Genomic DNA, 21,073 nt, shown 5'->3' on the forward strand with positions numbered 1-21,073 from the left:
GGCTCCCAAGAGGTGGGAACCGCTCCCTTCACGGCGTCTTACTTGGCGCCGCCGGCCGCACCACGGCGGATGCCCAGGCGGTCGACCAGCGCACGGAAGCGCTGGATGTCCTTCTTGGCCAGGTACTGAAGCAGGCGGCGACGCTGGCCGACCAGGATCAGAAGACCACGGCGGGAGTGGTGGTCGTGCTTGTGGGTCTTGAGGTGCTCGGTCAGGTCCGAGATCCGGCGCGAGAGCATGGCGACCTGGACCTCGGGAGAGCCGGTGTCGCCCTCCTTCTGACCGAACTCGCTGATGATCTGCTTCTTCGTAGCGGCGTCGAGCGGCACGCGTACTCCTCGTAGTCTCATGTCTGCCACCGAGTGCCCCTGGTCGAATTCTCAGGGGGGCTTCCGTTACTCGGGAGGCGGGGATCCGCTGGGCGCGGCCTCCAGAGCGGCGCTCCGGGGGTGCGTACACAAACGGCCGTTACACAGGGTACCAGCCTGGCCGGACGCGTCCGTCCGGGTCCGCGAACCCCGCGGACGGCTCCGGTCCGGCCACTAGGGTGACGACAGAGGTCAACCGTACGTGGGGAAGGGGCCGTCCGAACATGGCCGAGGCAGCAGCGGACAGGGGCGTCGACGTCGGGGACGAGGACGTCAGGGCGCGCAAGGAGCGGGAGAGGGACGAGCTCTACGCGCTCGACATCTCGGGCGCCGAGTGGCAGAGCGCGCCGGGTACGGAGGAGCACGAGGAGCGGGTCGAGATCGCGTACCTGCCCGCGGGCGCGGTGGCCATGCGTTCGTCGCTCGACCCGGACACGGTCCTGCGCTACACGGAGGCGGAGTGGCGGGCCTTCGTGCTGGGGGCCCGGGACGGCGAGTTCGATCTGGAGCCGTCGCCGCACGAGGGCGGTCCCACGGCGGAGTAGCCCGCGCGGCCGGAGCAGACGGAACGACGGTGGGGGCGGTCGCCTGACGGGCGGCCGCCCCCACCGTCACGGTCCGGGCCGGTCCCCTGGCCGGTCGGGCACGTCAGCCGTCAGCCCGTCAGCCCGTCAGCCCGTCAGCCCGTCAGCCCGTCATCGAACGGGCCGTGCCGTAGACGTCGAAGACCGCGAGTGCCAGCGGGATCAGGGTGAGCAGCACGAAGCTCTCGGCGATCTCCAGGAAGCGGCCCCAGAACGGGGTGAGCCCTCCGCGCGGCAGGATCAGGCCGAGCGCCGTGACCAGCGCGGTCGCCGCCGCGATCGCCGCGACCAGCCAGACCGTACGGATGTCCAGGTCCGCGCGGTCCCCGGCGAGGGCGTCGCGCACCAGGGAGTGCGGCGGATGGAGTGCCAGGCCGAGACCCAGCAGGACGAGGGCGCCGAGGCCGGCGCCCAGGACCGGGGCGACCTGCGCGGTGTAGCGGAACAGGTGGGCGCGCATCAGGAGGGCGACGCCGGTGGCGAGGGCGAGCAGCCGGCCCCAGAGGTCGTCCGAGAAGCCGAGCACCGCCGAGGCGCCGACGGCGAGCAGCGCGCATCCGCCGACCAGGCCGACGAGGAGTTCGTGGCCGCGCCGGGTCTGTGCCTCGATGCGGTCGGCGTCGACCGGCTCCGGCGGGGCGGGCTCGGCGCCGTACGCGCTGCGCGGGGTGGCGTTCGGGGGGTCGAATCCGATCGGGATGCGGGCGAAGCGCATGGACATGCCCGGCAGGAAGGCCAAGGCCCCCACGGCGACCGGGGCGCAGAGCGCGGCGGTCTCGGTGGGCGTCCAGTGCGCGAGCAGTGCAACGAACTCGGTGACCAGGCCGACGCCGGAGGCGAACACGAAGGCGACGAACGGGCCGTCGCCGCGCGGCGAGCACAGCGTCAGGATCACCGAGGCGACCAGTACGGCGGCACAGGCCAGCAGGAACTGCAGCTTTCCGATGCCCTCGCCGTGCGCGACGGCGAGCAGGCCGGAGCCCGCGACGCCCACGTTCGGCAGGGCGCCGAGCCCGAGGGCGACCGCGGAGGCGCGGTCGTCGTAGATCCGGGCGCGGACCGCCGCGAGGACGACCAGGAGCACGCCGGTGACGCCCGCGAGGATGCCGGGCAGGCTGTGCATGTCGTGGCGGGGATCGGCGGTCCAGGTGACGAAGGCGAGCAGGGTCGGCAGGACGGCGCCGCCGACGAGCCCCGCGGCCCGCGTCAGGTCACCGCTCCACAGGCTGCGTTCCCGGGTCACCGCGGACGCGACGGCCTCGGAGACGTCGTCGAAGACGGCGGGCGGCAGCGACTCGGAGAAGGGGCGCAGGGTCAGGAGCTCACCGTCGAGGATCCGCTGGGCGGCGAAGGAGCGGGAACTGTCGAGGACGGTTCCGTCGCGGCGTACGAGGTGGTAGCCGACCGGGGCGCCCTCCGCGGGGCTCTGCTGGGAGAGCCGCAGGACCTCGGGGTAGATGTCGGCGACGGGGATGTCGTCGGGCAGCGCCACGTCGATACGGCTGTCCGGCGCGACGATGGTGACCCGGCAGAAGCCCAGGCCCGTGCCGCCCCCCTGGGGGGCTCCGGGACCCGGCCCGCCGGCTCCGGTGGTTGTCGCGGAGGCCGTCATGCTCACCTGCTGCTCCCCCTCAGTGATGGTCCTGCGTCTACGGTGTGAAGGTCCTGCGTCTCTTTGCTCCGCACACCGGGCCGGCCGCGCGGCCGGGCGACGGAAAGCGGCCCGTATGACCGGACCCCGGGCCCCACGCGCCTCCACATCGCGCGAAATGCCGTGATTCTCCAGCCCTGTTCACGTGTGCTCACGCGAACATCCGGCACCTTACCGCCCACCCGTCCCCTGTGGCCTCGGCGGGAAGTCAGTAGGATCGCGCGGCGGCCTGCGTCCGCCTGACACGGGGCGGCGGGCGGAAGACCCTGGGGCCGGCAAGGGAATTGGTGAGCAGTGAGCCAAATCATCGTCAAGCGCCCGCCCAGGGCGCTGCCGTCCGAAGTACCCACGGACGAGGTCGTCCTGCAGCCACCGCCGGAACTTCCGCGCGGGCACCAGGAGAGCGTCCTCATGCAGCTGCTGCCGACGCTCGGCATGGGCGGCTCGGTGGTCTTCTTCTTCACCAACGGGCAGCCGTTCATGAAGATCATGGGCATGGTGATGATCGCGTCGACGGTCGCCATGTCCATCGCGATGGTGGTGCGCTTCCGGCGCGGCTCCCAGGGGCAGTTGGCGGACCTTCGCCGCGACTACCTCGGCTATCTGTCGCAGACCCGGCGGGCCGCCCTGGACACGGCGCGTGCGCAGCGCGACGCCCAGTACTACCAGCACCCCTCCCCCGAGCAGCTGTGGGCGCTGGTCGCCGAGGGCAGCCGGGTGTGGGAACGGCGACCGGGTGACGAGGACTTCGCCCAGGTGCGCGTCGGTCTCGGCCCGCAGTCGCTGGCGACCCCGCTGGTCTCCCCCGACACCGGGCCGGTCGAGCAGTTGGAGCCGCTGACCGCGGGGGCCATGCAGCGTTTCGTGGCCACCCACAGTGTCCTGGACGCCCTGCCGATGGCGGTCTCGCTGCGGGCTTTCTACCACGTGACGATCAGCGGTGACCCGGGCTCCGTACGGGCCTCGGCGCGCGCCCTGACCGGTTCGCTGGCCTCGCTGCACTCGCCCGAGGACCTGTTGATCGTGGTCGCGGCCGGGCGCGAGGAGCTGCCGCACTGGGAGTGGGCGAAGTGGCTGCCGCACGCGCAGGCGGCCGGCGCGGTGGACGGCGCGGGCAGCCGCCGGCTGATCGGCGCCGACACCAGGGAGCTGGAGGATCTGCTGGCGACCCGGCTGACCGGGCGCCCGCGCTTCCACCCGGGCGCGACCCCGCTGCCCGACGAGCCCCACATCGTCTTCGTGCTCGACGGCCTGTCGCTGCCGCCGGACTCCGTGCTGGCCACCGTGGAGGGCCTGCAGGGCGTGACGGTCGTCGAGGTGGTGCCCGGTGAACTCTCCGGAGCCCGCGGCGACCTCTCCGTCGTCGTGCAGCCGCACGCGCTGCACCTGGAGTCGGGGCACGGTCTCGTCTACGAGGGAACGCCGGACGTCCTCTCGTACGAGTCCGCGGAGGCGCTGGCGCGGCAACTGGCGCCGCTGCGCATGGCATCGGGCGGGGACGACGACGAACCGCTGCTCGCCAACTTGGAGTTCACGGATCTGCTGAGCCTCGGTGACGCGGCCTCGGTGGACACCAAGCGCACCTGGCGGCCGCGTTCGCTCGCCGAGCGGCTGCGGGTGCCGATCGGTGTCGGCGAGGACGGCCGGCCGGTGATGCTGGACCTCAAGGAGGCCGCGCAGGAGGGCATGGGGCCGCACGGACTGTGCGTGGGCGCGACGGGTTCCGGCAAGTCGGAGCTGCTGCGCACCCTGGTGCTCGGTCTCGCGGTGACGCACTCCTCCGAGACACTGAACTTCGTCCTCGCGGACTTCAAGGGCGGTGCCACCTTCGCGGGGATGGCGCAGATGCCGCACGTCGCGGCCGTCATCACCAACCTGGCGGACGACCTGACGCTGGTCGACCGCATGGGCGACTCCATCCGCGGCGAGCTCAACCGCCGCCAGGAGATGCTGCGCGACGCGGGCAACTACGCGAACATCCACGACTACGAGAAGGCGCGTGCCGCGGGCGCCGCCCTCCAGCCGATCCCCTCGCTCGTCCTGGTCATCGACGAGTTCAGCGAACTGCTCACCGCCAAGCCCGACTTCATCGAGATGTTCGTGCAGATCGGCCGCATCGGCCGGTCGCTCGGCGTGCATCTGCTGCTGGCCTCGCAGCGTCTGGAGGAGGGCCGGCTGCGCGGTCTGGAGACCTATCTGTCGTACCGGGTCGGCCTGCGTACGTTCTCCGCCGCCGAGTCCCGGGCGGCGCTGGGCGTCCCCGACGCCTACGAGCTGCCCAACGTGCCCGGCTCCGGATTCCTGAAGTTCGGCACCGACGAGATGGTGCGCTTCAAGGCCGCGTACGTCTCCGGGGTGTACCGGACGGGTCCGGCGCAGGCCGCGCTCGGCGGGGCGCTGCCGGTGGACCGGCGGCCCGTGCTGTTCACGGCGGCGGAGGTGCCGGTGCAGTACGTGGCCGTGCCCCAGCAGCGCCCGGCGGCGACGGCGGAGACGGACGACGCCCTCGCCGACACCGTGCTCGACGTGATCGTGCGCCGGCTGGAGGCGCAGGGCCCGGCCGCCCACCAGGTGTGGCTGCCGCCGCTGGACAGCCCGCCGTCGCTGGACGGCCTGCTGCCGGGGCTGGCGGCCGTGCCGGGGCGCGGGCTCACCCAGCCCGGCTACGAGGGCGCGGGGCGGCTCGTCGTGCCCGTCGGGCTCGTCGACAAGCCGTACGAGCAGCGCCGCGACCCGCTGTGGGTGGACTTCTCGGGCGCCGCCGGCCATATGCAGATCATCGGCGGCCCGCAGTCGGGCAAGTCGACGCTGCTGCGCTCGCTGATCGCCTCCTTCGCCCTCACCCACACCCCGCACGAGGTGCAGTTCTACGGCCTCGACTTCGGCGGCGGCGGTCTCGCCGCGGTCGCCGGGCTCCCGCACGTCGGCGGTGTCGCCTCGCGCCTGGACCCGGAGAAAGTGCGGCGCACGGTCGCCGAGGTGTACGGCGTCATGACCCGGCGCGAGGAGTACTTCCGCTCCTCCGGGATCTCCTCGATCGCGGAGTTCCGCACGAAGCGGGCGCGCGGCGGGATCTCCGTGGCCGACCAGCCGTGGGGGGACGTCTTCCTGGTCATCGACGGCTGGGGGAACTTCCGTGGCGACTACGAGGCGGCGGAGGGCGTCGTCCTGGACATCGCCGCGCGCGGACTCGGCTACGGCATCCACCTGGTGCTGACCGCGTCCCGGTCGATGGAGGTCCGGGCGAACCTCAAGGACCACCTGATGAACCGCCTGGAGCTGCGGCTCGGCGACACCATGGACTCCGAGCTGGACCGCAAGGTGGCGGCGAACGTGCCGACCGGGGTGCCGGGACGCGGCCAGTCGCCGCAGAAGCTGCACTTCATGGGGGCCGTACCGCGGATCGACGGTCTGACCTCCGACACGGATCTCGCCGACGCGACGGCCGCGCTGGCGACGGAGGTCTCCCGGCACTGGGAGGCGCCGGGCGCACCCGAAGTGCGGCTGCTGCCTCGTGAGTTGCCGTCGGAGCAGCTGCCGACGGGGAACAGCTTCCCGCGCCGGGGCGTCGCCTTCGCGTTCGACGAGGACAACCTCGAACCCGTCTACGTCGACTTCGAGCAGGACCCGTTCTTCCTCGTCTACGGCGAGAGCGAGTCCGGCAAGTCGAACCTGCTGCGGCTGCTGATCAAGCAACTCACCGAGCGCTATCCGGGCGACGACTGCAAGTTCTTCGTCGTCGACAACCGGCGCTCGCTGCTGGACGTCACGCCCGCCACGCACCTCGCCGAGTACATCCCCATGTCCAACGCGATGGACCATCACATGGCGGCGCTGGTGGACCTGATGCAGCGCCGCACGCCCACGGCGGAGGTCACCGCGCAGCAGCTGCGGGAGCGGAGCTGGTGGCGGGGGCCGACGGTGTACGTCGTCATCGACGACTACGACCTCGTCTCCACGTCCAGCGGCAACCCGCTGAGCGGGCTGACGGAACTGCTGCCGTTCGCGCGAGACGTGGGCGTGCGGTTCATCATCGCCCGTTCCACGGCGGGCGCGGGGCGTGCCTCGTACGAGCCCTTCATGCAGCGGATGAAGGAGCTGGGCGCGCAGGGTGTGGTGCTCGCCGGTGATCCGGGCGAGGGTGACGTCCTCGGCGGGGTGCGGCCCCGGCCGATGCCCGCGGGGCGGGGCGTGTTCGTGTCACGGCGGCGGGGGAAGCCGTTGGTGCAGACGGGGCTGGTACCGGAGGGGACGTACTGACCCGCGGCGCGGGCGGGACGGGGTGAGCCGGCACGGCGGCGGCTCGCCCCGGCCCGGCATCCTGCCGGGCACGGGTACGGGCCCGGGCACGGCGCGGGTACGCGACGGGGTGGGCACCTCCCGTGCGTGCCCACCCCGGTCGTCCGTGCCCTCGGGTCCTACTGGAAGTAGCTGGCTCCCTTGAGGTCGCCGCCCCGGTAGTCACCGCCGGCCTGGTGGACCTTCTGCGAGATGGACAGCAGCGCCTGGTGCACGGCGGTGGCGTGGTTGTCCCACTCCTTCGACTGCGCCTGAAACGCGTCGTAGGCCTCGCCGCCCCAGCCCTCCGCCGCGTCGAGAACGGCCTGCTTGAGCGCCCCGAGGTCTTCCTCGAGCTTCTTGGCCTGGTTGCCGAGTTCCGTGGTGAGCGCGTCCAGGGTGCCGTACTTGACGGCGAGGTCCTGGTAGTGGACGCCGGACATGTTTCCTCATCTCCTTGACGATCGGGGACGGACCTTCGCGGTCCGGGGGACGGTGCGGTCCGGTGCGGTCAGTAGCTGTTGAGCGCCGAGGTCTTGCCGCCGAGGTCCACCTGGATGTTGGAGATCGTCGAGTGGAGTTCGTCCTCGAGCTTGATCTTGTCCGACTTGGTGAGGTGCAGGTTCTCGAGGAACCGGTCGAGCATCCGGCCGATCTGCGCCATGTTGTCGTTGATCTCGGTCTGCTTCTTGTTGAAGGCGTTGGCGCCGACGCCCGTCCAGCTGGCCTCGATCATGTCGATGGTCCCCTGGAGGGCGGCGAGCTGCTTCTTGATGGACTCGTACCGGTCCAGGACGTTCGTCTGGAGCTTCTGTACCCGGTCGTCGTCGAACTTGCGGCCGTCGGCCATGTCCGCACTCCCTTTCGTGGGTTGTGGTTCGTCTTCCTTGCGCGCACGTCACCGAGTGGTCCGGACGTGCGAGGTGGTCATGCGCGGCGCCGTGAACGGATCACCGCGAAGGCGCCGCCCGCGACCACCAGCACGGCCGCGGCACCGGCGAGCGGCCCCCAGGGGGTGCCGCCGGACGACTCGGCGCTCGATCCTGCCGCCGAAGTCCGGTCGCCGGTGGTGGTTTTCGGGGGCTGTGACGCGGTTGACGCGGCGGCGGAGGGAGAGGCGCCGGTCACGCCCGTCCCGTTCTCGTAACTGAGCGGGTCGGTCTTGGCCGGGCCGGGGTCGATGCCGGTGTTCTCCAGCACCTTGCGGGGCCGGATGAGGCCGTATCCGAGGTAGTTGCTCGGCTCGTTCTTCGGCCAGTCGCGTCCCGCGGTGTCTATGAGACTCCCGAGGACCTGGTTGGCCGTCCAGTCGGGGTGGGCGGACCAGACAAGGGCGGCGGAGGCGGAGGTGATGGCGGTGGACATACTCGTTCCCACGCCGGGGCAGTACGACTTGAACGTCGCGTCGCACCAGGTGGGCACGTCGAGGCCGGGGGCCGCGAGATCGACGTAGTTGCCGTGCTCCGAGAACTTCCCGACCTTTCCGGTCTTGTCCGCGGCGGCGACTCCTACGACGAACGGGTAGCCGGCCGGATAGCCGATGGAGTTCTTCGTCTCCGCTTCGTTGCCGACGCTGGAGAACATCAACTTGCCCTTCGACTGCGCGTACTTGATCGCCGCCTCGTCGTCGGGGTCGAAGTACGGACCACCGAACGACATACTGATGATCTTCGCGTCGGTGTCGGCAGCAGCCCTGATCGCTTCTGCCGCGCTCGGGGTGTTCTTTTTCTCGGCCGGGCTCTTCAGACCCTTGAACGCGATCCGGTAGGGGACGATCTTCGCCCCGGGTGCGAGGCCTTTCAGGCCACCTCCGGCGCCCGTACCGGCGATCAGTTCCGCCATGCTGGTCCCGTGACCGTCGTAGTCCTGGGTGACGTGGTAGGAGACCGATTTCGGAACCTCGTCGGCGAGCACCTGCCCCTTCAGGGAGGGGGTCCCGGCGTTGACGCCCGAGTCGATGACGGCGACCTTCACCCCCTTGCCCGTGCTCACCTTCCACATCTCGTCGGCCTTCATCGCCGTCAGGTACCACTGCTGGGACTGGACGTCGTCGGCCGCCGCGCCCGGCGCCAGTCCGGCCGACAGAACGGTCAAAGCGCCGAGCGCCGAGCCCACGGCGGACACCCTTCTGCCGTTTCGCCCGGCGAAGGGTCCTGTCCACGCACCGCGTCGGCTGATCCCTGACAACATGCCTGTGTGTGTCCTCGCTCGTATCCGGTCGGTCGGTCAGTCGGTCGGCGGCACGTCGCGCCGCTCGTCACCGCGCGGACGCTTCTTGTCCTCGGTCGATTCCTCACGGCGTGAGCCGTTCCTGCGCCGTGCCCGGTCGGAGCCCTGTTTGTCCGCCGCGCCCCGGGCCAGACCGGCGCCGCCGGAGGTGAATCCGTTGTTCCTGGTGCCGGAGGTACGGCTCTTGGGCTCGCCGACGACCCCGTCCGGATTGCCGGTGCTCCGGCGGGCCTGCTGTCGGCCGCCGCCACCCGTCGCAGAGCTCGGCGCACCGATCACCCCCCGCTGACCGGGCCGTTCGCCCGTCGTACGGGATCCGGTCTGGCCCTCGGCGCCGATGACCGTGCCGCGCGGCACTCTGGGGCCGGTCTTGCCCGGTGTCTCGTTCGCGGTGGGCCTCCCTCCGACGACTCCACCGGTCCGTGCCGCGCCCGCGGGACCGGCGCCACCGGTACGTCCCACTCCCGTCGGCCCGGCACCGCCGGTACGCCCCAGGGTGCCGGCGGACCGCGGCATCCCGCCCGTCACGCTCCGCCCCATCGGTGACTTGGCGGTCGGCGTGACCCCGCGGGCACCTGTCTGACCGGTCGCTGCGGCTCGTCCCACGGGGCCCACCGGACCGCGTGCCGCGCCCCCTGCGGAGGTGCCCCCCGGAGTGCTCACACGGCCCTGCGGCGAGGTGGGCGTCCTGCCGACCGGAGCTCCGCCGAGTCCGGCCGCACGGCCCACCGGGCCGCCGAACGGAGGAACCGGCGCACTCCCGAAAGGCGGCACCGTGCCCGCCGGGGTGCCGCCGGGACCGGCCGACGACGGCGGCATGCCGACCACAGGCTTCGTGGCCTCCTGCGGGAGTGTCCCCGCGGTGTCGATCTCCGTCCCCACGTCCTTCCCGTCGTCCGGGTGAGTGACGGAGTCGACCACTTGGTGGGAGGCGGGCGGTGCGTCGTGCACGGGCGTGTGCGCCGCCACGGTCTCCACCGCGTGGTGCTTGGGGGCCGCCTGTTCGTTCGTGACCGACCGGGAGACGTGCTCCGTTCCCCCGTGTGACGTACTTCTCTCGGGTGACCACTGGGCCGGCTTCGGCACCCCCACCCCCGGCATCGGTTCGAACACCGGTGGCTGTTGGGCCGCCAGCGTCTCCTCCGAGACCGCGTAGAACGACGACAGCCGGTTCATCTGGTTGATCGCCTCTTGGCGGTGGTTCTCGGCCGTCACCGCCGCCGTGTACTCGTGATTGCCCTCGACCCGCTTGGGTGCCGGGATGTCGGCGACCGTCTTGGGGGACAGCCGGGCGTCGCGCGGCGGCATGGACTTGCGTACGGACGCGAGTCCCGTGGCCGCCGCGGTGATCTGCGTGCCCGCGACCTCCGCGAACGTGGCGAGGTCACGCGCGTGGGTGACGAGGTTGCCGCCCCAGACGCGGAACGCGCTGCCCGCCTCGCCGTCCCAGTCGACCCGGCCGATGTGGCCGCTCAGTTCCTCTGCGGCGTCGTTGATCGCGTCCCGGGCGTCCCACAGGGCCTTGCCCGCGGTCTCCAGGTGCTCCGGGTTCGCGGACTCGACCATGTCGACCATGGTGTTGAGCTCGTGGCCCTCGAAGTCGGTCTTGCCGAAGAAGCGGACACCGCCACCCAGGAAGGTGTGGTTCAGCATCTCGGAGACCGCGTTGGTCGCGTCGATGACGCCGACCTGCTGGTTCACGTGCTCCAGGTCGGCCTTGTGGTCCGGCTCGTTCTTCTCGTCACCCATCAGTACCCGGCCTCGGACTTGGTGTCGTCGGAGCGCTTCTCCTCGGGCGTGCCGTGCTTCGCGGCCTCGGCCGCGGCCTTCTCGCGCTGCGCCTGCTCCTGCTCGTGGCGGACCTGCGTCTGGATCTCCCAGAAGCGGTGCCGGAGCTCCTCCTCGAGGTTGTCGAAGCCGACGTCCGCGCCGTGCACGGCGATGCGGAGCGCCTCGATCTGCAGCCCGAGGGACTTGGAGAGCGTGGTGAGACGTTCGTGGACACGCTCGTACTGCGTGTGCAGACCCTTGGCCTCCCCGAAGTCGCCCTTTCCGCAGAACGACGCCTGGGAGATGGTGTGGGCTCCGACCTTCGTCGCGCTGCCCGGTGAGCCCTTGAAGTTCGAGAGCACGCCGTCCACACGCTTCTTGAAGGTCGTCAGCGCCTCCATGCCACGCCTCAGGTCGGCGCCTCCACTGCCACCCATGTCCGCAGGAAGCACGATGCTTTCCCTCCCCGTTGTCGTCGCCTGCCCGGGGATACCGCGTCCCCCGAGCGTTCCTGTCTGCAACGCAACCACTCTAGTCAATTCATGTGACAGCCCCAACTGCCTTATGCAGCAGCTCTGCTACTGCTGTGCGAGGGCTCACTCCTCCTTCACCATGCCCGCCGCACCCCGATGATCACTCCCGCAACGCGAGGCTACGGGCGCAACGGGCGGGACGGCATGAGTACTTCTACTCAGTCCCCGCGATCCGATGCCCGCGTCTGCGCGCGTCCCGTATCGCCACCGCGCCCCCGGCCAGCCCCGCGACCAGCACCACCGCGCCCACCGCCACGTACGTGGCCAGCCGGGTGTTGCGTTCGTCCGCGGTCTCGCCCAGCTGGAGGGCGGCGGGGACGGGGGCCTCCGCCTTGGACAGGCCGTCCCGCGGGTCGGGTGACTCCAGGGGGTGGTCGTCCTCGGTGACGGCGCGGACCGGGTCGACGACGCCCCAGCCGACCAGCCGGTCGTGGCCGGGCACGGAGCGTTCCGCGGTCTGTTCGATCTGCGCCACGATCTCGCGCGCGGTCCAGTCCGGGTGCCGGGCCTTGACGAGGGCGGCGACGCCGGCCACGTACGGGGCCGAGAAGCTGGTGCCGTTGTCGGAGCAGTGGCCGCCCTTGGGGACGGTGGAGATCATGTCCACACCCGGTGCGGCGACGCCGACGAAGTCGCCGGACTGGGAGAAGGCGGCGCGTTCGTTGTTGCGGTCCGAGGCGGCGACGGCCAGGACGCCGGGGTACGAGGCCGGGTAGGTCTTCTTCACGTTGCCGCCCAGGCCGTCGTTGCCCGCGGAGGCGACCACCACGATCCTCGCGCTCAGCGCCTCCCGGACCGCCCGTTCCAGACCGGCGTCCGGCACCGCCGAGTTGGCGGTGTCCTGGGAGATGTTGATGACGCCGGCCCCGGCCTTGATCGCGTGACGGATCGCGTCCGCCAGTGTGCCCGTCGTGCCGTGGCCCTCGGCGTCGTTCTGTTCGATCGGGATGATCGTCGCCTCGGGTGCCAGGCCCACGAACCCGGTCTTCGGTGCGGGCCGGGCGGCGATGATGCCGGCCACGCGCGTGCCGTGCCCGACGGTGTCCGTCGTGCCGTTCTCCTTGCCGCGCGGGATCGGATCCCCGTTGTCGTCCTTCAGCTTCCTGGGCAGGAGGTTGACGCCCGCGGACGTGTCCACGGCGTGGGTGAGCTGAGGATTGTGCACGTCCACACCCGTGTCGATGACGGCCACGCGTACGCCCTTGCCCTTGGAACGGCTCCACAGTTCGTCCAGGAGGACGCGCTGCAGGGCCCACGGGCGGCCCGCGTACATCTTGTTGGGGAACGTGCACTGGTCGGTGGACGAGTCGGCGGCCGCCGCGGGCGCCAGGCCGGGCGCGGCGGTGCAGGCGATCAGCGTGACGGCGACGAGGGCCGCGGCACGCGGGGACTTCACGGTGGGCGCGTACGGCATGGAACGATCCTCCGTCCCTAGGATCCCTGCGGCTGGCGGGCCGCCGACGTCGACAGGCGAGGGCCCGTGGACAGGAACGACGACCACGCGACGGGGATCGGGGCCGGGTCGACGCCGGAGTACCCCAGGCGGACCTGGGCCAGTTGGGCCTCCTGCTCCAGCTGTTCGCGTTCCTTCGCGGTGGTGCCGATGCCCGCGTCGTCGGTGGCGCTGTCGTCGTTGGACTGCATCGCGTAGCGCAGGCCGGTGTCGGTCACCAGGAAGACGCCGCCCGCCCTGGTCTCCTCGCCCTGGAACTGGCGGTAGAGCTGACCGGAGCCGGGGGTGACGTACGCGCTGGTGGAACCGGTCGGGAGGGGAGCCGGGAAGTCGGTGCCCGCCCAGGTGCTGAGCGTGGTCGTGCCGCGGTCCTTGCCGACGCTCCGCAGGACGTTGCAGACGGTGTTGCGGCGGCCCTGTCCGGTGCCCGCCTCGTTGACGGTCGACGGGGACTCGGTCGGCCAGTCGTGGTCGGCGTAGAACTCCCGTGATTCCGGGGTGAAGTCGGACACCCTGACGTCGAGCGCGTCGGTCTGCGCGAGGTCTCCCAGGGCGGGGCTGCTGAGCAGCAGCTTCTCGGTGAAGTCCGAGACCGGCACCACCTTGCCCGGTTCGACGACGTAGTACTGGTCCCGGTCGCCGTTCGGGGCCTTGAGCAGCATGCCGACCTTGTCCGCCGCGGCGGGCAGACCCCCGCCGACACCGGCGTCGGCACCGACCTGTCCCGAGACCTCCGGGAAGGTGATGCGGTCGCCGCGGTGCAGGGTCTCCAGCCACTCCTGGGTGACCCGTTGGGGTTCGCGGCCGGATCCCACGAGGGTGCGCAGCAGGAACTCGTCCTTCCCGTCCACCTCGTACGAGGTGCCGTGCGCGTCCACGATGTAGCGGGTCCGGTCCGGTCCGACGACGTACAGCAGGTCCCCGCCGTGCAGTTTCTGTCCGGCGCCCTCGGTCCTGTCCGTGTCGCGGGAGGCGAGCACGAAGGCGGCCTTCTGGATGGACCCGCCGCCCGCGCTCGGGCGTTCGCAGACGGCCCAGCGCTTGGCGGAGCCCGCCTCCGAGGCCGCGGGCAGCCGGTCGGGGGCGTAGGGGATGCCGATCGTGACACCGCGCGGGATGGTGCCCGTGTCCAGGATCGACTCGTCGACGGTGACGACCTCGCCCTTGCCCGTCTTGAGGAGGAGTTTCGCGGACGCCATGTTGAGGACGGGGTGCAGCTGCACCTTGCCGTCCGTCCTGAGCACCACGTAGCGGGTGGTGGAGTCGCTCGCGATGATGACTTTCTCGCCGACGGCGTCCCAGCCCTGCGGGGCGGTCGGCTTGAACATCCCCCACGCACCGAACGCGGCCAGGATGACCACCCCGACGATGGTGCCGGGCAGCACGGCCCGCAACGGGCGCGGCGCCCCCTCCTCGGAGCCGTCCGGGGACGACTGGACGAAGGACGCGAGCATGCGGCGCTTCGCGAAGGTGTAGGCGTTGAGCTGGTCCCGCCGAGATGCCATGTGTGCCTGTGTCTCCCCGTGTCTCGCCCTGCCCGCGCTCGGGGGTCCCGTCCCCCGCCCTCCGTTGTCGGACCGGCCCCCTACTATGCCTGGTGAGGGAGCGGACCGGTGGTGCGGGTAGGGTATCGGCGCCTCAAGGGCCTTGTGCGGCGGCGCCGTTCAGTTGAGTTGTGAGGGAATCGGGGGGATGAAGTGATGGCTTCCGGAGCGCGGTTCCGGTCGCGTGACCGGTCGCGGGAGCAGGGCTCCTCCGCGTCCCGGCCGCAGCCGCCCGGGACACCCGGACCGTCCGGACAACCCAGGCCGCGCGCCGGTGCGTTGCACCTCAGGGTCCGCGCCGGTCAGGCCGGATCGTTCCGGTTGCAACGAGCCGTCCTGCTGGAGATCGCCGCCGCCGCGCTGCTCGTCGGATGGATCGTCTCGCCCCTCGCCCTGGTCCCCGCGGCGGTGCTCGCCCTCGTCCTCGTCCTGCTCGCGCTGGTCCGCCGCCGAGGCCGCTCGCTGCCCGAATGGCTCGCCACCGCGAGGGCGTTGCGCGCCCGGCGGCGCCGTGCCGCCGGTACGCCGATCCGGCCCGGCACGGAGCCCGGTCTCGCCCCGGCCGTGGAGTGCGACCCCAGCCTCCGCACCTCCGCGTACGGCGCACGCGACCGTCGCCCGGTCGGTGTCATCGGGGACGGCACGTTCGTGACCGTCGTCCTGCAGGTGGAGTCCGACGCGACCGCGCTGCGCGCCGAGCGGGGCCGTCGGCCGCTGCCCCTGGGACCGGTGCGGGACGCCCTCGAGGTGGACGGCATCCGTCTGGAGTCGGCGCAGATCGTGCTGCACACGCAGCCCGCGCCCGCCCTGCATCTGCCCCGGCAGTCCGTGGCCGTCAGCAACTACGCGCCGTTGCAGGAGCAGACCGGGGCGCCCGCGGTGCGCATCACCTGGATCGCCCTGAAGCTCGATCCCGAGCTGTGCCCGGAGGCGGTGGCCGCGCGCGGGGGCGGTCTCCTCGGCGCGCAGAAGTGCGTCGTACGGGCGGCGGACCACCTCGCGAGCCGGCTCACGGGAGCGGGATTCCGTACGACGCTCCTCAACGAGGAGGAGCTGATCGCGGCGGTGGCGACCTCGGCGTGCGCGAACCCGCTGGTGACGGCCGAGGCGGGACGAACGGACGTGCCGGCGCGGCGGACGGAGGAGTCCAGCCGCAGTTGGCGCTGCGACAACCGCAGGCACACGACGTACTGGGTGCGCCGCTGGCCCCAGTTGGGTGGCTCGGACGGGCCGTCCCTGCCGCAACTCGTCGCTCTGCTCACGGCCGTGCCCGCGCTGGCCACCACCTTCAGTCTCACCCTGCGGCGCGGGGAGCGTCAGGACGTGTCGCTGTGCGGGCACCTGCGGGTCACCGGGCGCGGTGACGACGAACTGGTCGCGGCGCGGCGCTCGTTGGAGGACGCCGCCCGGCGGGCCGGTGCGGGACTCAACCGACTCGACCGCGAGCAGCTTCCGGGTGTGCTCGCCACGCTGCCGCTCGGAGGTGTTCGCTGATGTCGACGACCTCGTCCGGAGCCGCCGCGGCCGGGACGTACGGGGCCTCGGGGGCTCCCGGGGCCCGTCCGCCGGGCTCTTCCGACGCCTCGGGAGAGCCGGCCGCGGAACGTCCGCGCGGGCTGCTGCGCAGCGGCTTCGGCCTGATCGGCCCTCGGCACGGACGGCATGTGCTGTCCGGGGAACAGGTGGACTCGCTGGCCCTGCCCATCGGGGACGACGGGGTCGTCATCGGCGTGGACGCCGGGGGGCAGCCCGCGGTGCTCGGGCTCAACCGGCCCACGCCGTACGACGTCGTCCTGATCGGCGGCCTGTGGACCGCGCAGGTGCTGGCGCTGCGGGCGGCGGCCACCGGGGCACGCGTCGCCGTCGAGACGGGGCGCGCGCAGGCCTGGATGCAGATGGTGCACGCCATGGGCGGCGGGCAGAACGGCATGAGCGTGCACGACGTGGGCCGCGTTCCGCCGCAGGGTGCGTCGGCCGGCAACCCGGTTCTGGTGGTGCGCGACTGTGGAATGCGACCCCCGCGCGGGCGGGTGGTGGCCGGCCCCTGGCAGTCGATCCTGACGCTGCTGCCGTATCTCAGTCCGGTGGCTCCGCGGCTGCTGCGGCAGGCACGGCTCGTCGGTGTGCAGCGGGTCTCGCCTGACGAGGCCGCGGAGATCGGGCGTGCGCTGGCGCTTCCCGGGGGCGACGTGGACTCGCTCCCGACTCTCGCCGACGGCGTCACGCTGTGGTGCGCCGACCGCGACCGGCAGTATGTGATGACGCAGCCCACGGACGCGGAGACCGGGTTGTTCGGTACGCCGCGAAGAATGGACTGACCGGTCGCGGCCCCGGCGCCGCCCCGGCTCAACCCTGCTCCGCGTAACCGCACTTCCGGTCCGGACCCGGGCGTCTCCGGTCGATCCCCTTCCCTCGCAACCGACTTGTTCACCAGGATTGCCCGATTTGTTTCGCCCGGTGACGCGTGTGTGCGCCGCTCGCGGGCAGGGTGTGACGAAGTGGGCCTGTGCGGAGGGGTGGACAGGCCTGCCGTCGTGGCGCCCGTGGTGATTAGGCTGGGGCCGGACGCGACACCTCGCCGTCGGCCGGACCGTCGGTGGGCCGCCCGCGTCCCGCGGGGACGATCCGGCGCGCCGGACGGCGTCGGACGGCGTCCGGCCAAGAGATGCAGATGAAGAGAACGGTCGCCCCAGCGCGGTATCGAGGGTGCTCGACCCACCAGGAGGAACTGTGAACAGCGATCGGGACGGGATCCGCGGGGGCTGGGCCACACCCGGCGATGACCAGTCCGACGCGGAGTCCGCCGTCGAGGCGACGGGCGAGTTCACCATCGACTACGCGCCGCCCGCCTGGTACACGCAGAACGCGGCGGCCGGTTCGACGCCGGCGCCGCCGCCCCCGCCGGCCGTTCCCGGGCTGCTCTTCGCCCCGGTTCCCCCGGACCCGCAGGGACCTCCTCCGCCGCCGGGCCCGCCGGTGGCCCAGGTTCCCCCGGTGCCGTCCGCGCCGATGCCGCCGGCCGCCTGGTCGACGCCGGCCGGACCGGCCGGCCACGCCGATGCCGCGTCCGGCGACATCGAGAGCGGCGCCACCATGCGGATCTCCGCCGCCGCGCTCAAGCGCGAGTTCGCGGATCGGTCCGCCGCGGAGCAGGCCGCCGCTTCCGGCGCCCCGGCCGCGCCCGGAACGTCCGCCGACGGCACGGCCGGTCATGGAACCCCGAGTGACGGAGCATCTGGTGACGGGGGCGCCGTCGCCGCGCGGGAGCAGGACGGCGCCGGCCCGCAGGACGGTCACGCGCCGGGCGGGGACTTCGAATTGAGCGCTCCGGTGCCACCGGCCCGCACGCCCACCGCGGAGCCGGAACCGGAGTCACGTCCGGAGGCGGTACCGGAGGCCGGTGCGGCCGAGGGTGCCGGTGCGTCCGAGGCCTCCGGTGCGTCCGCGGGCGGCGAGGAAACGCCCGCGCGACCGGAGAGCACGCACGTCGGAGCGAGTGGGCCGGAGAACGCCGGGAGCGCCGTGTCCACGGGCTCCGACGCGGATGCCTCCGCCTCGGAGCCCGACCCCGGGCACGCGCAGGAACCGACCGGGACCGACGCCCGGGCCGACGGGCCGGACCGCGCGGGTGACGTGGACGGCCCGGACGTCGAGGCGGACGGGGCACCGACCCCGGTGGGAACGGCCGACCCCGCGGGAACCGCGCCCGCCGGCACCCGTCCCGACGCCGATGCCACGGCCCGCGACGACACCACGGACGCCGGGCGGCTCGACGCCGTCGCACCCCCGAAGACGCCGTCGCCGGACTCCGGGGACCAGGACACGCACACGGACACGGGGGACGGTGACGCGACGCCCGAGGGTGCCGAGCCGTCGACCACGTCTCCTGAGAGCAGCACTCCGCCGCCCTCGGCACACGCCGACGCGGACGTGCCCGCGGAGGCGCCGGAAACGGCGCCCGCCTGGACTCCCCCGCCGGTGGCACAGGGCGCTCTGCCGCCGCTGCCGCCCGCCTACCAGCCCGCCGCCCCGGCACCCGCCGCGCAGTGGCCCTCGCCCGGACCGGTGGCACCGCCCACACACCCGGCGCCGCAGCAGCCACCGCTCGCGCAGCCGCCGGTCGCGCTGGGACAGCCCTCCGCTCAGCCGCCCGCGACGCCGCAGCACGCGTCGGCCGCGGTACAGCCGCCCGCGCCGCCGCAGCAGCCCGGGGTCGAGCCGCAGCACGTCCAGGCCCAGCCGCACCAGCCGCCCGCCGCACAGCCCTCGGCACCCACCGCACACGCGGCGCCCACGGCACCCACGGCTTGGGATCCGCAGACCGCGCCGCCGGCCGCGAGCCCCGTGGCGCCGATGCCCGCGGCGCCCAATCCCTCTGCCCCAGGGGCCGGTTACGGCTTCCCGCAGCAGGGACCACCGGCACCGCCCGCCCCCCAGGCCGCGTACGGCTTCCCGCAGCCCGGTGTCCCGGCTCCCGCGGCGCCCAACCCCCCGGCCCCGCCCACGGGTTACGGCTTCCCGCAGCAGGGCCCGGACACCCCGCAAGCCGCCTATGGCTTCCCGCAGCAGAGCCCGCCCGCCCCGCAGGCCGCGTACGGCTTCCCGCAGCCCGGCGCCCCGGCCCCCCAGCCGCCCGCGCCCCAGGTGCCGGGGCCGGACGCCGCCGCGCCGCAGGCGCCCGGCCCTCAGCCGGGCTACGGCTTCCCGCCGCACGCCCAGCCGCCCGCGCAGCCACAGCCACACCTTCCCGGGCCGCAACCGCACCCGGCGCAGCCGCACATCCCCGCGCAGTACCAGCCGCGGCCGGGCCTGCCGCCCGAGGCCCCGCACCCCTCGCAGGACCAGCTGCCGCCGCAGCAGCCGCCGGCCCAGCAGGCCCCCGTCGATCCCCGCAGCGGGACCGCCTGGCCGCAGCCCGTACGGCACGACCAGCGGCAGCCCACCAACCCCTCCGCCGCGCCGCTCGGGTACACCGCCGCCGTGGAGCTGTCCTCCGACCGGCTGCTCAACAACAAGAAGCAGAAGACCAAGAGCGGACGTCCCGGTGGCGGCTCCTCCCGGTTCAAGCTGGGCGGCAAAAAAGAGGAAGCCGAGCGGCAGCGGAAGCTGGAGCTGATCCGGACGCCGGTGCTGTCGTGCTACCGGATCGCGGTCATCAGCCTCAAGGGCGGTGTCGGCAAGACGACGACCACCACCGCGCTCGGCTCCACGCTCGCCACCGAGCGGCAGGACAAGATCCTGGCGATCGACGCCAACCCGGACGCCGGAACGCTCGGGCGCCGGGTCCGGCGGGAGACCGGGGCCACCATCCGCGACCTCGTGCAGGCGATCCCGTACCTCAACTCGTACATGGACATCCGGCGGTTCACGTCGCAGGCCTCGTCGGGGCTGGAGATCATCGCGAACGATGTCGACCCGGCGGTGTCCACGACCTTCAACGACGAGGACTACCGGCGGGCGATAGACGTACTGGGCAAGCAGTACCCGATCATCCTGACCGACTCGGGCACGGGTCTGCTCTACAGCGCCATGCGCGGCGTGCTGGACCTCGCCGACCAGCTCATCATCATCTCCACGCCGTCCGTCGACGGCGCGAGCAGTGCGAGTACGACGCTCGACTGGCTGTCGGCACACGGGTACGCGGACCTCGTCTCGCGCTCCCTCACCGTCATCTCCGGGGTGCGCGAGACCGGAAAGATGATCAAGGTGGAGGACATCGTCAGCCACTTCGAGACGCGCTGCCGCGGTGTCGTGGTGGTGCCCTTCGACGAGCATCTGGCCGCGGGTGCGGAGGTCGACCTCGACATGATGCGGCCCAAGGTGCGGGAGGCGTACTTCAACCTCTCCGCGATGGTCGCCGAGGACATCGTGCGCCACCAGCAGTCGCACGGGCTGTGGACGAACGACGGCAACCCGCCGCCGGTGGCCGCGCCGCCGATGCCGACCGGCCCGCAGTACTCCTACCCGCCGCAGGACGTCCCCGTGCCGGGCGGCCCGGCCGTCCCCGGCAGCCCGGTGCCAGGGCAGCCCCCGTACGGACAGCCCTCGTACGGACAGCCGCCGTACGGACAGCCGGGCCAGGCCTCCCCGTACCCGCAGGGCGCTCCCTACGCGCCGCAGCCGGGCCCGCACCAGCCGCCGCAGGGGCAACCGCCGCAGCAGGCGCAGCCGGGTCAGGCCTATCCGCCGCCCCCGCCTCACCCTCAGGCACCGGCACCGGCACCGGCACCGGCAGAATCGCAGCCACAGCCACAGCCGGGGCAGCCCGCCGCGGGCCGGCCGTTCGAGGACGGTCAGGTCCATCCGCCCCACCAGGGCCACACCCCGCCTCCGCCCCCTCCCGCGCCTCCTCGGCAGTAGCCGGGAACATCACCCGATCGGCCCCTCCCGAGGGGCCGTTTCCCGCCAGGGCCCGCACCGTCCGTCCACGGTGCGGGCCTTCGCGCGTCCATGGGCCGAAGAGAGCGTCATCCCCTGGCCAGCGGGGCTTCACCGGTCTGGACCAATGAGCGAGCAATCCGCGCCAACTCGTTATTTCCGCAGGCCAGATGGGGTCCACCTGCCGTTGACTCGCGGTTCCCGCCGCTGATAGACACACACATCAACCCCCGCCGGCGCCCCCTTCCCTCCTGATCCATTAGTTCAACCAGCCATCCCCGTGCG

General features: G+C 72.6%; 14 protein-coding genes. 5 read left to right on the plus strand and 9 right to left on the minus strand.

Going from position 1 to position 21,073, the window contains the following annotated elements; translation table 11 throughout:
* Positions 1-38: 38 nt before the first annotated feature.
* Positions 39-329, minus strand: a complete 291-nt coding sequence (gene rpsO / locus OG776_RS13985; RefSeq protein WP_148010781.1) for a 30S ribosomal protein S15 — start codon at positions 327-329, stop codon at positions 39-41.
* Between the two features lie 263 nt (positions 330-592).
* Here rpsO and OG776_RS13990 point away from each other — a divergent pair, with 263 nt between their 5' ends.
* Positions 593-913 carry a DUF397 domain-containing protein gene (locus OG776_RS13990; protein ID WP_329320915.1) on the plus strand — a complete coding sequence of 107 codons (321 nt, stop codon included), beginning with the start codon at positions 593-595 and terminating at the stop codon, positions 911-913.
* Positions 914-1,055: 142 nt separating this feature from the next.
* Here OG776_RS13990 and eccD read toward each other — a convergent pair whose 3' ends face one another.
* The gene (gene eccD / locus OG776_RS13995; RefSeq protein ID WP_148010779.1) at positions 1,056-2,570 is read right to left on the minus strand and encodes a type VII secretion integral membrane protein EccD; all 1,515 of its coding nucleotides are present in this window, start codon (positions 2,568-2,570) and stop codon (positions 1,056-1,058) included.
* A gap of 327 nt (positions 2,571-2,897) precedes the next feature.
* Between eccD and eccCa the strand changes: the two genes are divergently transcribed.
* Positions 2,898-6,863: a type VII secretion protein EccCa gene (eccCa, locus tag OG776_RS14000; protein WP_329320917.1), complete on the plus strand. Its 3,966-nt coding sequence runs from the start codon at positions 2,898-2,900 to the stop codon at positions 6,861-6,863.
* A 158-nt stretch (positions 6,864-7,021) separates the two neighbouring features.
* Here eccCa and OG776_RS14005 read toward each other — a convergent pair whose 3' ends face one another.
* The 7 genes from OG776_RS14005 to eccB all read right to left on the minus strand — a co-directional run bounded on the left by OG776_RS14005 (position 7,022) and on the right by eccB (position 14,371).
* Positions 7,022-7,324: a WXG100 family type VII secretion target gene (locus OG776_RS14005; RefSeq protein WP_148010778.1), complete on the minus strand. Its 303-nt coding sequence runs from the start codon at positions 7,322-7,324 to the stop codon at positions 7,022-7,024.
* 68 nt (positions 7,325-7,392) lie between these two features.
* The gene (locus OG776_RS14010) at positions 7,393-7,731 is read right to left on the minus strand and encodes a WXG100 family type VII secretion target (protein ID WP_148010777.1); all 339 of its coding nucleotides are present in this window, start codon (positions 7,729-7,731) and stop codon (positions 7,393-7,395) included.
* A gap of 77 nt (positions 7,732-7,808) precedes the next feature.
* Positions 7,809-8,996 carry a S8 family serine peptidase gene (locus OG776_RS14015; RefSeq protein WP_261994659.1) on the minus strand — a complete coding sequence of 396 codons (1,188 nt, stop codon included), beginning with the start codon at positions 8,994-8,996 and terminating at the stop codon, positions 7,809-7,811.
* A gap of 111 nt (positions 8,997-9,107) precedes the next feature.
* Positions 9,108-10,859 (minus strand): hypothetical protein, encoded by a 1,752-nt coding sequence (locus OG776_RS14020; RefSeq protein WP_329326423.1) that lies wholly within the window; start codon positions 10,857-10,859, stop codon positions 9,108-9,110.
* Positions 10,859-11,317: a hypothetical protein gene (locus OG776_RS14025; RefSeq protein ID WP_329320920.1), complete on the minus strand. Its 459-nt coding sequence runs from the start codon at positions 11,315-11,317 to the stop codon at positions 10,859-10,861. The genes OG776_RS14020 and OG776_RS14025 overlap by 1 nt, the downstream gene beginning before the upstream one ends.
* 250 nt (positions 11,318-11,567) lie before the next feature.
* The gene (gene mycP / locus OG776_RS14030) at positions 11,568-12,827 is read right to left on the minus strand and encodes a type VII secretion-associated serine protease mycosin (protein WP_148010773.1); all 1,260 of its coding nucleotides are present in this window, start codon (positions 12,825-12,827) and stop codon (positions 11,568-11,570) included.
* Between the two features lie 17 nt (positions 12,828-12,844).
* A complete protein-coding gene (gene eccB / locus OG776_RS14035; RefSeq protein ID WP_329320922.1) occupies positions 12,845-14,371 on the minus strand; it encodes a type VII secretion protein EccB in 1,527 nt (508 codons plus the stop codon).
* Between the two features lie 195 nt (positions 14,372-14,566).
* Between eccB and eccE the strand changes: the two genes are divergently transcribed.
* From eccE to OG776_RS14050, 3 genes are all read left to right on the plus strand, one after another.
* A complete protein-coding gene (eccE, locus tag OG776_RS14040) occupies positions 14,567-15,904 on the plus strand; it encodes a type VII secretion protein EccE (protein WP_148010771.1) in 1,338 nt (445 codons plus the stop codon).
* Complete coding sequence (locus OG776_RS14045) at positions 15,904-16,728, plus strand: hypothetical protein (RefSeq protein WP_148010770.1); 825 nt, start codon at positions 15,904-15,906, stop codon at positions 16,726-16,728. Before eccE ends, OG776_RS14045 begins: the two co-directional genes overlap by 1 nt.
* Before the next feature lie 412 nt (positions 16,729-17,140).
* Positions 17,141-20,770 (plus strand): SCO5717 family growth-regulating ATPase, encoded by a 3,630-nt coding sequence (locus OG776_RS14050; protein WP_329320925.1) that lies wholly within the window; start codon positions 17,141-17,143, stop codon positions 20,768-20,770.
* Positions 20,771-21,073 lie beyond the last annotated feature (303 nt).

The sequence above is a fragment of the Streptomyces sp. NBC_01689 genome (assembly GCF_036250675.1).
In the GTDB taxonomy this organism is placed as follows: Bacteria; Actinomycetota; Actinomycetes; order Streptomycetales; family Streptomycetaceae; genus Streptomyces.